The 12084-nt window shown below is 60.1% G+C and carries 13 protein-coding genes and 1 pseudogene; 5 read left to right on the forward strand and 9 right to left on the reverse strand.

The features are described 5' to 3' along the window. Positions 1 to 62 precede the first annotated feature (62 nt). From J4E08_RS00230 to J4E08_RS00265, 8 genes and pseudogenes are all read right to left on the reverse strand, one after another. A complete protein-coding gene (locus tag J4E08_RS00230) occupies positions 63 to 332 on the reverse strand; it encodes a hypothetical protein (RefSeq protein WP_349536799.1) in 270 nt (89 codons plus the stop codon). A gap of 132 nt (positions 333 to 464) precedes the next feature. Further along, positions 465 to 1217, reverse strand: a complete 753-nt coding sequence (locus tag J4E08_RS00235; protein ID WP_349536800.1) for a FadR/GntR family transcriptional regulator — start codon at positions 1215 to 1217, stop codon at positions 465 to 467. Position 1218: 1 nt separating this feature from the next. Further along, positions 1219 to 2187 (reverse strand): galactofuranose ABC transporter, permease protein YjfF, encoded by a 969-nt coding sequence (gene yjfF / locus J4E08_RS00240; RefSeq protein ID WP_183965622.1) that lies wholly within the window; start codon positions 2185 to 2187, stop codon positions 1219 to 1221. Then, the gene (locus J4E08_RS00245) at positions 2184 to 3203 is read right to left on the reverse strand and encodes an ABC transporter permease (RefSeq protein WP_183965619.1); all 1020 of its coding nucleotides are present in this window, start codon (positions 3201 to 3203) and stop codon (positions 2184 to 2186) included. The genes yjfF and J4E08_RS00245 overlap by 4 nt, the downstream gene beginning before the upstream one ends. Next, on the reverse strand, positions 3200 to 4702 hold the full coding sequence (locus tag J4E08_RS00250; protein ID WP_349536801.1) for a sugar ABC transporter ATP-binding protein: 1503 nt from the start codon (positions 4700 to 4702) through the stop codon (positions 3200 to 3202). Before J4E08_RS00250 ends, J4E08_RS00245 begins: the two co-directional genes overlap by 4 nt. A gap of 81 nt (positions 4703 to 4783) precedes the next feature. Continuing rightward, positions 4784 to 5728 carry a galactofuranose ABC transporter, galactofuranose-binding protein YtfQ gene (gene ytfQ, locus J4E08_RS00255; RefSeq protein ID WP_349536802.1) on the reverse strand — a complete coding sequence of 315 codons (945 nt, stop codon included), beginning with the start codon at positions 5726 to 5728 and terminating at the stop codon, positions 4784 to 4786. A 620-nt stretch (positions 5729 to 6348) separates the two neighbouring features. Next, entirely contained in the window at positions 6349 to 7677 is a 1329-nt protein-coding gene (locus J4E08_RS00260; RefSeq protein ID WP_349536803.1) for a TrkH family potassium uptake protein, read from the reverse strand. Positions 7678 to 7694: 17 nt separating this feature from the next. Further along, positions 7695 to 8363: pseudogene (locus J4E08_RS00265) on the reverse strand (potassium channel family protein); the annotation flags it as partial. A 330-nt stretch (positions 8364 to 8693) separates the two neighbouring features. Here J4E08_RS00265 and J4E08_RS00270 point away from each other — a divergent pair. The 3 genes from J4E08_RS00270 to rsgA all read left to right on the forward strand — a co-directional run bounded on the left by J4E08_RS00270 (position 8694) and on the right by rsgA (position 10433). Further along, complete coding sequence (locus J4E08_RS00270; RefSeq protein WP_349536804.1) at positions 8694 to 8840, forward strand: hypothetical protein; 147 nt, start codon at positions 8694 to 8696, stop codon at positions 8838 to 8840. Beyond that, on the forward strand, positions 8837 to 9067 hold the full coding sequence (locus J4E08_RS00275) for a hypothetical protein (protein ID WP_349536805.1): 231 nt from the start codon (positions 8837 to 8839) through the stop codon (positions 9065 to 9067). Before J4E08_RS00270 ends, J4E08_RS00275 begins: the two co-directional genes overlap by 4 nt. A 331-nt stretch (positions 9068 to 9398) precedes the next feature. Then, a complete protein-coding gene (rsgA, locus tag J4E08_RS00280) occupies positions 9399 to 10433 on the forward strand; it encodes a ribosome small subunit-dependent GTPase A (protein ID WP_349536806.1) in 1035 nt (344 codons plus the stop codon). Positions 10434 to 11068: 635 nt separating this feature from the next. Here the strand turns inward: rsgA and J4E08_RS00285 are convergent. After that, a complete protein-coding gene (locus tag J4E08_RS00285; RefSeq protein WP_349536807.1) occupies positions 11069 to 11191 on the reverse strand; it encodes a hypothetical protein in 123 nt (40 codons plus the stop codon). Between the two features lie 24 nt (positions 11192 to 11215). On the opposite strand from J4E08_RS00285, the gene J4E08_RS00290 reads away from it, so the two are divergent. Together J4E08_RS00290 and J4E08_RS00295 are read left to right on the forward strand one after the other, a co-directional pair. After that, the gene (locus tag J4E08_RS00290; protein ID WP_349536808.1) at positions 11216 to 11590 is read left to right on the forward strand and encodes a DUF7868 domain-containing protein; all 375 of its coding nucleotides are present in this window, start codon (positions 11216 to 11218) and stop codon (positions 11588 to 11590) included. A 147-nt stretch (positions 11591 to 11737) separates the two neighbouring features. Continuing rightward, positions 11738 to 12022: a hypothetical protein gene (locus J4E08_RS00295; RefSeq protein ID WP_349536809.1), complete on the forward strand. Its 285-nt coding sequence runs from the start codon at positions 11738 to 11740 to the stop codon at positions 12020 to 12022. Positions 12023 to 12084 lie beyond the last annotated feature (62 nt).

Here is a 12084-nt window from a genome sequence, read left to right on the forward strand (position 1 = left end):
ACAACTAAGCAGCCGTTTCAAGATCCGCCAAAGCCAGCCTGACTGCGCATGGCCACGGCCTGTCATTTCAGATTTCTCAGCGAGCCGTTCCTGATGCAGAGGTCACCTTTGATCGGCTCTAACACCGACCATGTCCGTACCGGGCGCGCTTTGCGCTCACCTACTGGCAAGAAGCGCTCGACGGTATCAATGCACCCCCGGAACTGCTCGAAATCCTTACAGGGTACGACGTTCGCGCGCTGATCAGGGACGTGCCGTCCTGCGGATGGCGTGGTGTGCTTGAGACTGACCAGTGAAACACCACGATAGGCATTGGCGAAGGTGTCATCCAAGCTATCAGGTATATCAGCCTCGACAGGTTCATCTTGCCAAGAGCGCGGCGTGCACGCGGCATCGGCACTCAGCAGGCTGCCGATCCACGGCCCGGATTTGATCGATGGGAGCCAACGCGCAAAGCCCGTTGATTAGCGCTGCGGGCGGGGCGGGCCTGCTGTGTCACCAAAGACCCTGGACCAACCGACGTCAATCACCGCAATCATCGCGTTCTGAGCGGCCGATGGGTCCCGCGCGGCTATCGCGTCCGCGATCAACTGATGCCCGTCGCAGATTTGCTTGAGCTGCTCGGGCCGTGGCTCCGGGGACGAGCGTCGAAGGAGCGACAGCAGCGCCGCACCGACCAACGATACAACCGACTGAAAGAAGGCGTTGCCGGCAGCGTCGAAGATGGCCCGGTGGAAATCCATGTCGGAAACCGAAAACCCGGCTTGATCTTTGGCGCTCCGCATCGCCGCGACGCAGGCGTCGAGGCGTTCCAGATCGGTCGCCGTGGCTTTCTGCGCGGCGAGGCGGGCGGCAAAGGGTTCAAAGGCGAGGCGCATTTCAAACAGCTGCCGGTAGAAATCGTCACTGGGCTCGCCGTCCATGTGCCAGTGCAGAAGCTGGGCGTCGAACATGTTCCACTCCCTGCTTGGCCGCACGCGGGTGCCGACACGGGCCTTGGCCACGACCATGCCTTTCGCCGCCAATGTCTTCATGGCCTCGCGCAACACGGTTCGCGAGACGCCGAATTGCTCGATCAGAACCTCGTCCCGCGGCAACAACTCGCCCTCGGCCAAGTCGCCACTGACGATGGCCCGTCCGATGCCCTCCACGACCCGCCCGTGGTTTCCCCCGCCAGTCCGCGTGCCGAGTTTCGTGGTGTCGAGGAGTTGCTTCATGTCAGGTCATTTTACTGCGTTGTCGCTGTCCGAGGATGAGAAGGCCCTTTTGCAGCAAGATGAATAGAAGCAAAAGGACCCCGATGACGATTTTTGTCCACCAGCTGGACAGCGAACCGTCGAAGACGATGTAAGTCTGGATCAGTCCCATGGTCAGCACGCCCACGAGCGTCCCGAAGACGTAGCCCGACCCGCCGGTCAGGATCGTGCCGCCGATGACGACGGTGGCGATGGCCGTGAGCTCGGTTCCTACGGTGGCGAGCGGGTAGCCCGATCCAGTATAAATCGAGAACACGATGCCAGAAAGCCCTGCCATGAAGCCGGAAAAAGCGTAGATCAGAACGGTCGTGCGCCCAACGGCGACCCCCATGAGCCGGGCGGTCTGCGCGCCGCCACCAATCGCAAAGACGGCCGTGCCAAAGCGCGTGCGGTGCGCGAGGATGATGCCGACCACCACGGCCAGCAACATCGTCACGCCAATAAGTGTCAGCCGCCCGCCGCCCGGCATCCGGTAGTAGCTGCGCAGGACGTCATAAAACGCGTGGTCAATCGGGACGCTTTCGATGGTCAGCATGTAGCTGGCGCCCCGGGCGAGAAACATCCCCGCAAGCGTCACAATGAACGGGGGCATCGCGAGGCCGTGGATCAGCCCACCCATCGCCGCGCCGAAGGCGCTCGTGACGGCGAGCAGCAGGGCGAAGACCGCCAGCGGATGCAGGCCTGTGTCGCGCAGCATTACCGCGATGAAAACCCCTGCGAAGGCAATGACCGATCCGACTGACAGGTCAATCCCGCCCGACAGGATAACGACTGTCATGCCGACACCGACCAGGCCAAGGTAGGCGTTGTCGGTCAACAGGTTGCCGATCACCCGGGTCGACAGCATGGCCGGGAACTGTAGGTAGCAGATCAGATAGGCGACCAGAAAGATGGCAATGGTCGCATAAAGCGGTAGGACCCTGGAATTCATTCGGCGGCCTCTCTGGTGCCTTCGACCAAAGCTGTGGATTTGCGCCGGCCCATCCGCGACAGATGCGGGCTCAGGCGTGGCGATTGCAGGACAAGGATAATGACGACGATCCCTGCCTTGATGACGAGGTTGAACTCTGACGGGAAGCCGGCCAGCAGGATTCCGGTGTCTATGGTCTGGATGATGAGCGCGCCCAGCAGCGAGGCGGCGATGGAGAACCGCCCTCCCAACAGTGAAGTGCCGCCGATCACAACGGCGAGAATCGCGTCCAGCTCGAGCCAGAGACCGGCGTTGTTGGCGTCCGCGCCACGGATGTCGGCGGTGACGATAATGCCTGCGATGGCGGCGCAGAGACCGGACGCGACATAGACCGCAATCAGAAGGACCTTCGCGTTCACACCGGCGAGGGCACTGGCTGACCGGTTGATGCCGATGGCTTCGATCAGCAGCCCCAGCGCGGTACGGCGCACCAGAAGCCCGAAGGCAAGCCCGGTGATGGCCCAGATCACGATGGGCGTGGGAATGCCCAAGATGTCGCCCGCTCCGAGAAAGGCCAGCCCCTCGTGGCTGAATGTCAGGATCCGACCCTCGGTGATCATCTGCGCCGCACCGCGCCCGGCCACCATGAGGATCAGCGTCGCGACGATCGGCTGAATTGCGAAGATGGAGACGAGAATTCCGTTCCAAAGGCCGCAGAGCAGGCCTGCGCCAAGCCCGACCGCGAGCGCCGCGGCCAGGCCATAATCGTTCGAGATCGCCCAGGCCGAGGCAGCGCCGCAGATCGCCATGACGGCGCCGACGCTGAGGTCGATGCCCCGCGTCGCGATCACCAGGGTCATGCCGACGGCAAGCACCGCAACCGGCGCGCCTCGTTTCAGCACATCGACGGCGCTGCCGACAAAGCGGCCGTCGGCGATTTCCACGGCGAGAAAGCTCGGGAAGAAGATGGAGACCAGTGCAACCACGGCGGCGAGCGTCAGCAGTTGTGGGGCAAGGCGGCGAAGCTTCTGGATCAAAGCGCGGCTCCTTCGGCGTCGTGGGCGGCGATGGCCGCGATGATGCGGCTGGTCTCGATCTCGTCTCCGACGAGTTCCGAGACATGGCGTCTGTCGCGCAGGACAATCACACGGTCAGACGCGGCGATGAGTTCGTCGAACTCGGACGAGACCATCAGGATCGACATGCCTCGGTCGGTCAGCCCGCTGATCAACTTGAGGATCTCGGCATGGGCGCCGACGTCGATCCCCCGGGTGGGTTCGTCAAGGATCAGGAACCGCGGGTTCATCGCGAGCCAGCGCGCCAGAACGACCTTCTGCTGGTTCCCCCCGGACAAATCTCCGACGGCCTTTTCGGCGTCGGAGGTTCGGATGTCGAGGCGGCGTATGTAGTCATCGGCCAGCGCGCGCTGCTCGCCGCGTGGGATCGGCTTTGCCCAGCCACGTCGGGCCTGCAGGGCCAGCGCGATATTCTCGCGGATCGAAAGGTCGGCGATGATGCCGTCGGTCTTGCGGTCCTCGGGCGCGTAGCCAAAGCCGCTGGCAATGGCCGCGCGCGGGTTGCTCAGGTCGATGGTGCCATCGGGGTCGGTGGCCTCTCCGCGGTCGGCTGGCGTTCGCCCGAAGAGGATGTCTGCGGTTTCCGTACGGCCGGATCCCAGCAGTCCGGCGAGCCCGATGACCTCGCCCTCGCGCACGGTCAGGTCGAAGGGCTCGATCTTGCCGCGTCGGCCAAGGCCTTTGAAGCGCAACCGTTCATTGCGGATGGATCGGGTTGTCCTGCGATCCTCTGCTTTATCCAGTTCATGGCCAAGCATGTGGTGGATCAGGCCCAGGCGGTCCATCCCGGCAGTCTCTGCCGTCACGATGTGTTTCCCGTTGCGCAGGACGGTCAGGCGGTCGGAAAGATCGAAGACCTGGTCGAGGAAATGCGAGATGAAGACAATTCCCAGCCCGCGTTCGCGCAGCCGCCGCACAACTTCGAACAGCATCTCGGTCTCGCGGGCATCAAGGCTCGCAGTGGGTTCGTCAAGGATCAGCACCTTGCCTGAAAGTGCGACGGCGCGGGCGATGGCTATGAGCTGCTGGACCGCGACCGAATAGGCGCCAAGTTCGCGCGAGACGTTGACATGGTCGAGCCCGAAGCCCGCCAGCATCTCTTTCGCATCCTCCCGCATCCGACGGACGGAGACCATGCCGAACCGCGTCGGCTGGCGGCCGAACGTCAGGTTCTCGGCCACCGTGAGGTTCGGCAGCAGGTTAACTTCCTGATAGACCGTGCCAATCCCGAGTTCCTGCGCCTCCAGCGTGGACCCCGGCGACACCGGTTCACCGTGAAGCCTGACGTCGCCGCTGTCTCGGGCGTGGACGCCGGTCAGGCACTTTATTAGCGTGGATTTCCCGGCACCATTCTCGCCCAGCAGGGCGTGCACCTCGCCCGCTTTTAGGTCGAAACGGACGCTGTCGAGCGCGACGGTGCCTGGGAAGGTCTTTGACAGGTTATCGATGGTAAGAAGCATGCGAGGCCTTTCCTCATGCGTCTGCGGGGCACCGCGCGGGTGCCCCGCATTAAAGCGCAGGGCGCTTGTGATCTGGCTCTGTCAGTAGCCAAGATCCTTGCGGGCTTCGTACTCCGCCATCGGATCGTCGCCTTGGGTGTACAGCGCGGACTCCGTCTGGATGAACTTCGTCGGCGCAACGCCATCGGTGAGGTAGGCGTCGAGCGCGTCGAAGGCCGGGCCGGCCATGTTCGGCGTCAGTTCCACGGTTGCGTTGGCGTCGCCCTCGGCAATGGCGAGGAAAATGTCCGGCACCGCGTCGATCGACACGATCAGGATATCGTCGCCCGGATCTATGCCTGCTTCCTTGATCGCCTGGATCGCACCGAGCGCCATGTCATCGTTGTGGGCGTAGAGTGCGCAGATGTTGTCGCCGCCACCTTCGGCCTGCAGGAAGCTTTCCATGACTTCCTTGCCACCTGACCGGGTAAAGTCGCCGGTCTGGCTGCGCACGATCTCGATGTCGTCGCTGCCCTCTATTCCGGTGCGAAAACCGGTGGCTCGGTCGATCGCGGGCGACGAGCCTGTGGTGCCCTGAAGTTCGACCACGCGGCATTCGCCTTCGGGCTTGTTGTCGACGAGCCACTGGCCGGCGACCTCGCCCTCGTGCACGAGGTCCGAGCCCACGGCGGTCAGGTAAAGGTCTTCGGAGCTGTCAACCCGCCGGTCGAGCAGGACGACCGGGATCTCGGCTTCCTTGGCCTCTTCCAGCACGCTATCCCAGCCGGTCGCCACGACCGGAGCGAGCAGGATGGCGTCGACGCCCTGGGCAACATAGGACCTGATCGCCGCGATCTGGTTCTCCTGGCGCTGCTGAGCGTCCGAGAACCGCAGGTCGATACCGCGCTTTTCCGCCTCCTGCTGGGTCACGGTTGTTTCCGCGGCACGCCAACCCGATTCCGAACCGATCTGCGAAAAGCCGATCGTTTGAGCAGTCGCACTTGTAGAGAGCACAGCAAAGGCTGCGCCGAGAACATATTCTTTCATGATTTCCTCCCGTTGAGGCCGAAGCCATAAAAAAGAAAATCATATAATATGATTTTTAGCAACACTCTCGTAAGCCGCCTCGAAAAATCACCCTCACACTGCAACGGGTCAAAGGCATTCGGGTTTTAAACGAAACCAGCCTCGCATTTCTTGGAGCCTTTGCTGGGCAAGGGCGGGCACAAAAAGATGCCTCTGTCTGCTTCGAAGTGCACAGGGCGCTGGTTCAGCTATCGCTCAACGAAAGACGGCCACTCAACAGGTTGTCCCGGAGGCCGCTCAGACGCCGCGCGATCAAGCGGGTGCGGCGAATAGCCAGAAAGTCTGCTTTTGAGCCATCCATGTCGCACAATGCTGCGAAAGGACGAATTGCATGAGAGCAAGACGCGCCGCTTCGGGACGGTTTTGCCGCAGGCCAGCTTCGCACCAATTTTTCCGATGCTGCGATTTGCACGGGCGACCCCGACCAAAGACAGCCTCAGCCCTTTAGCAATCACACAGAGATTGAAGGCTTTTTTTGGTGACACCAATAGGCGCCGTTTGCACCTTTCCCAAAAACGAGCGTGTATTGAACATATCCAAGACACGAGGCGCCCTATCGGGTTACGGGAACGGCCATCCTTCTATCCCAGATAGATCTGGCCGGAGGGGTATTTCACACGTGGGACACTGCGGGTCGCAAGGAAAAACCCGATGGCAAGCGGGCCGACGCGGCCAAGAAACATCACGAATATAATGATTGCGCGACCAAACCCGTCCAGCTCAGCTGTCGCACCACGCGACAAGCCGACAGTGCCAAAGGCTGATGTGACTTCAAAAGCCAAGTCCATGAAATTACCGTCATGGCTGATCGAGACAATGAAAATGCTTGTCAGCACGAGCAACATGGAAATGGTGGTCAGCGCCATGACCTTCATGACTTCCTCCAGCCCGATGGACCGACCAAAGGCATGAAGCACTGTCCGCCTGCGGAAGAAAGCGACTGTTGCCAACAGAAGAACTGCCAAAGTCGTCACCTTGATCCCGCCTGCGGTGGATGTGCTGCCGCCACCCACGACCATCAGGGTCATTGTCAACAAGGTCGAGCTGTCGTGCATGCCGCCTGTGTTGATCGTGTTGAAACCGGCGGTGCGGGGGGTCACGCCCTGAAACCAGCTGGCCCACAGCTTTTCGCCAGTGCTGAGTGTGCCGAGTGTTTCGGGATTGGACCATTCAAGGACACCGAACGCGATGCTGCCCCAAAGGATGAGGATAAGCGTGCCGATCAGCATCAATTTTGTATGCAGCGTCAGCCGCGTCCAGTTTCGTTTCTGATAGATATCGCCCAGAACGATGAATCCGATTCCGCCAAAAATGAACAGCAGCGGGATCACGATGTTGATCAGCGGGTTGCCGACCCATTGCGATAGACTGTCAGGGTGAAGCGCAAAACCCGCGTTGTTGAAGGCGGAGATCGAATGGAACACCGCTTGCCACAGGCCGTTCCACCCGTATTGCGGGACAAATACAAAAGCGAGGAGGATGGCGCCTATGGTCTGGCAGACCATTGCGATGACAAGGATGATCCGCACCAGAACCATGAGATTTGACAAAGAGGTCTGGTTCACCTCTTCGCGCAGGATCATGCGCTGGGGCATGCCAACCTGAATGCCAAGCGCTCCCAACACCAGCACGGCTGTTGTCATCAACCCGAGGCCACCGAGCTGGATCATAATTGCGATGACTGCCTGGCCAAATCCGGTGAAAGCCGATCCCGTATCGGCAAGCACCAACCCTGTCACCGTCACGGCGGAGGTCGACGTGAATATCGCTTCACTGAAGCCAATGTCGCCTGTGTGCGAGACCGGCAACCACAGCACCAGCGCGCCAAGGAAGATGAAAACGGTATAGGCCAATACCAGGATAGCGGGAGGTGACAGGTTGATGGACCTGCTGAACCGCAATTTACGCATGAAGCGGCGCCGGGTATTCACAGGCTACCGGCGAAATCGCGCAGGTTCTTGCGCTGACCCAACAGCAAGAGAAGGTCATCACGCTCCAGCGCGCAATCACTGCCATCCTGCCCCAGAAATTCGGTCCCGCGCATCACGCCGATACAGCGCAGATCAAAGCCGGATTTATGCTTCAGATCCGATAAGGATTTCCCCTCGAGGCTCTCGGGAATTCGGAAATTCACCACATGGTAGCCATTGCCGAGACTGACGTAATCCCGCACCAGCGGGTTGTGAAGAACCTGTGCAATGTGCTGGCCCACTTCGACCTCGGGATGCACGATGCGATCCACGCCAAGTTTGCTCAAGATGCGGTGGTGCGTCTTGGTGGTTGCCTTTGCCCAGACGACCGGCACACCGATCAGTTTGAGGTTAATTGCGGCAAGAATGCTCGCTTCCAGGTCAGAGCCCATCGCGACCAGGCCGATGGCGCAATCTGCCATTCCAGCTTCGCGCAACGCAAGATCATCGCGGGCGTCCACGATCAAGGCTTGCGACAAGTTCTCTGCATGCCGCGCAACTCTCGCCTCATCGATATCGATACCGATCACATGGTTTCCGAAACGCTGCAGTTCGTTCGCCACGGTGCTGCCAAAGTTTCCAAGACCAATGACGCCGAATGTGCGGCTACTGTTTTTTGCCATGAGGGTATCTGACCTGCTTGTATTACCCGGTCATTGTAAAATGACCTTGCCCGTTATGCATCGTCATGAAACGCGAGTGAATAGCTTTCGTTCCATAGTTTCAGTTGTCTCAAAAACGACCTCTTGCAGAGCCGCTTAACAAAGGTAAGTCCGGAAAACGGAACAGCCAAGATCAAGTGGGTTTCCCGCGCAACAGCAGCATGATGCTGCGGGCGAGGAGACGACCACGGCAAGACAACCACGGCCGACCCACGGCCCGTTTATCAAAGCGAAACGCGAGGTGGCTGACGTGTCATCGCTTCGCGGTTCATTGCCGTGCAATGGAAAAAGCGGGTGGGGGCCACTACCTCGAAACCGTCACCGGGGCACAAGGCCCCCCATCTGCCGGGAAAATCGACCAATACCCGGCCCAACCAGGTCTGGACCATGGACATCATCGACATTCCCATGGCGCGGGGCTTCATCTATCTGCCGTGTTGAGCTGGTTTAGCAAACGCGTGCTGTGCGGGCGGGTGTCGATGACGCTTGAGGCGGACCGCCGGATCAAAGCGATCAAGGAGGCGTTGGTCATGCATGACAAGCCCAAATTAATCTATACGGATCACGGCGACCGGTCCACATCACCTGACTTTATCGAGGGTCTGGCGCGCAGCGGAGAGCGAGATTGGCATGAATCTCAGTGCTTGCATGCCATCACCTGCGGGTAATAGATGCCAAAGTAGCTTGGCGAGACAATGTTGTTGTCGAACGCCCTTGGCGGATCATCAAATTCAAGGAGGTCTACCTGCGGGGCTATGCCAGTCTATCTACCGGTCGTCCGCTATCCCGGCTTCTACAACAGCCGGCGACCGCATTCATCGCTTGACGGGAAGACCCCGGATCAGGCCAACTTCAGACAGCCGGTGCCGGACGCGGCAACAGAGTAACCGAGGCGAAAACCACTTGGAGAACGCCCTGAACCTGTTCTGCTTGACCGAGCCAGTTCTGACTTCTCCCAAAAGCCTGCGCAGATCCTGAAACGATATCATGTGAGACCTCGTGACACATTCCTTTGACCCATCGGCACCCTTGGCCAGACTTGGCTGGTCCTCGTATTTCGACAACCAGCTTGCGCCAACCGATACGGGTTTTGCCAAGATGCGCATCGCAACGGTCCATCGCAGCAGGTTGACCGTGGAAACCGGGTTGGGAACCGAAAGGATCGGTCTGCCGGAGGGCGTTTCTACAATGGCTTTCGCCGTCGGGGATTGGGTTCTGGTGGACCCCGCGACGATGGTTCTCGTACGGCGATTGGAGAGGAATACTTTGCTGGAGCGGCGAACCGAGGGGGACCGGCCCCGGCAGCTGATCGCCGCCAACGTAGATACTGTCTTCATCGTGACGTCCTGCAATGATGACTTCAATCCGGCACGTCTGGAGCGGTACCTTGCCATGGCAAACGAAGCTGGCATTGTCCCTGTGATCGTTTTGACGAAGATCGACATGGTCGCCGATACCGCTCCATACTTAAGCCAAACAAAAGCACTTCAGCGTGATCTTGATGTCATCCTGGTAAACGCAAAGCTGCCGGAAGCGGTGCAGATCCTGGCGCCTTGGTGCGGTTTGGGACAGACCGTAGCCCTTGTCGGATCGTCCGGGGTGGGCAAATCGACGTTGTTGAACATGCTCTCTGCCAAGTCTCCCGAGGAGGTTCAGCCGACCGGGCCTGTACGCGCGTCCGACGACAAGGGGCGCCACACGACAACGTCGCGCTCGCTTCATGCGATCGTCGGTGGCGGGTGGGTCATTGACACGCCAGGCATGCGCACAGTGCAAGTGAGCGACGTTTCATCCGGGCTTGATGTGTTGTTCGCAGAGATCGTCGCATTGGCCCACGACTGCCGGTTCAGGGACTGCACCCATGCCGTGGAACCGGGCTGCGCGGTTCAGGCCGCGGTCGCCGCCGGACGTCTCGATCAGTCACGCCTCGACCGTTGGTCCAAGCTCTCCAGCGAAAATTCGACCAACACACGGCAACTGTCCGGGCCGCGTGGGAACAAGACCACCAAGGCGCGGCGCAACAAGCGACAATGAGTTTATCGCTTGGAAAATCCGAACCTGCCGTTCGTGAAACGCGACGAGTGACCGCTGGTCGGTCATCCGGGATATGCCGCGTCAACCCGCAGGGCGGAACGTTTCAATTCGCTGCAAGTTTGCGGATCGTGTTCGGGCAGGGCGAAGCTTGCGGATCGTGTTTGGCAGGGCGCAAGTGACCATTCTGGAAACTCTGTTGCATAAGTTGCGGCCTTGCATCCCTTTGTCCTCAAACACACGTCTTCCGAAACTGCTGTACAATATGCGAAGAAGCGGTTCGTTCCGGCAACACGCTCCTGAGGGGCAGCCACTCTGCAATCAGGTCTCCGTGCCACCGGCCGTTGGCCAAGCAGTGCATCCGCTGACCGGCAGGGTATTTGCGAAGGACGAGTCTCACGGTGTTTCGCCCCAACGCGACTTCGGCGCTGGTATCCATTTCGTCTTTGCCGGAGTGCCCGTTCAACCCATCTCACCGCCCTGGGGTCACCTTGGTGCGTATCCAGGCACCGTAACACTTTCGGGGGCCTTAGGCGCCATCCATTGTCCCGCAGAGCGTCACGCAATGATGTTCCGCGAGGGGATGAACAGATATACCGGCCGTTGCGAACCCCGAAGCGAAATGCGCACCGCCAAAGTTATTTTTCCAGTGTGACGCAGTGCTGCAATTCGGCACTGACCAGTCCAAGCCCGCTTAATTGCAAGCTGCCTTTGACGACACCGGTCATTTGCTGAAGCGCCATGCCCGACGGAACTTGCATCCTCTGTCGGAACATTGTTTCGCAATGCTTTGTCAGGAGGGCACCGGCACACCGGATCGTATTTTCCTGAACCTTGAGAACGTGCGCAGCCGGACGGACGCAGTGGTCTTTCTGGTCTATTTGGCCTTGCCACCGGGCGGTGCGCCACAAGATTACCCGGAGCATCTTGCAGGGACCGTGACGCAGTTTGGGGCGCCACTGGCCAGCCGTCCAGACGGGGCACATGCCGGCAATGGTATTACCTACGTGCTTGAAGTGACGAATGTATTCGATCGCCTGCACATGTCGGGGAAACTGGCCGCAGGCGAGGGCGACGTGAAACTGGTGCCGACGGAAAATACCCCCGAGGAGGCCGATGTCACCGTCAGTGAGATCAGCATCTACCGTCTGGGCGGCTGATGCAGCGTCACATTGGTGCGGTGTCTGGAGCCTGTTTCGGCGTGATGGCGCTGGTGGCACTCTGACTTTGGGCGGAGCGACAGGAGCCCGCGCGCGTCCCGCGTCTTGGCCTGCACATCCCAAAGCAAGCGGGCAGGCGGCTGATCTATGTTGCCCGCCGTCTTCGTTATCGGCGAAATCGCGCACCCGTTGCCCGGTGAAGAGCAGCGAAAAATCCTGACCTTCGGCAAGCAGGTTGCCTGCAATGATCTGCGCCATCTACAGGCCCCGCGCCGTCAGTACGGGCAGATCGGCCTCGCCAAAGGTTCCGCCGAGACAGCTTTGCATTGCGGTGTCATTGGAAAGGAGGGACTGCGTGGCGGCTTCCTCCTCCTCATGCATGAAATAGGCAAAAACGCGACGTTGGGCCATTTCAGGCATCGCGAGATGTGAAATGAAATTTCGCTTAATGCGTTTGATGCTGCGGTGCAGCAGCCGTAACTGTCAAATACCAT

It is taken from the genome of Sagittula sp. NFXS13 (genome assembly GCF_040148795.1).
Taxonomy (GTDB): Bacteria; Pseudomonadota; Alphaproteobacteria; order Rhodobacterales; family Rhodobacteraceae; genus Sagittula; species Sagittula marina.

Coding starts and splice junctions, on each gene's coding strand:
- J4E08_RS00235 (WP_349536800.1), bottom strand. CDS start 1,217: ATGAAGCAACTCCTCGACACCACGAAACTCGGCACGCGGACTGGCGGG.
- yjfF (WP_183965622.1), bottom strand. CDS start 2,187: ATGAATTCCAGGGTCCTACCGCTTTATGCGACCATTGCCATCTTTCTG.
- J4E08_RS00250 (WP_349536801.1), bottom strand. CDS start 4,702: ATGCTTCTTACCATCGATAACCTGTCAAAGACCTTCCCAGGCACCGTC.
- ytfQ (WP_349536802.1), bottom strand. CDS start 5,728: ATGAAAGAATATGTTCTCGGCGCAGCCTTTGCTGTGCTCTCTACAAGT.
- J4E08_RS00260 (WP_349536803.1), bottom strand. CDS start 7,677: ATGCGTAAATTGCGGTTCAGCAGGTCCATCAACCTGTCACCTCCCGCT.
- J4E08_RS00285 (WP_349536807.1), bottom strand. CDS start 11,191: ATGCAAGTTCCGTCGGGCATGGCGCTTCAGCAAATGACCGGTGTCGTC.
- J4E08_RS00290 (WP_349536808.1), top strand. CDS start 11,216: ATGCTTTGTCAGGAGGGCACCGGCACACCGGATCGTATTTTCCTGAAC.
- J4E08_RS00295 (WP_349536809.1), top strand. CDS start 11,738: ATGTTGCCCGCCGTCTTCGTTATCGGCGAAATCGCGCACCCGTTGCCC.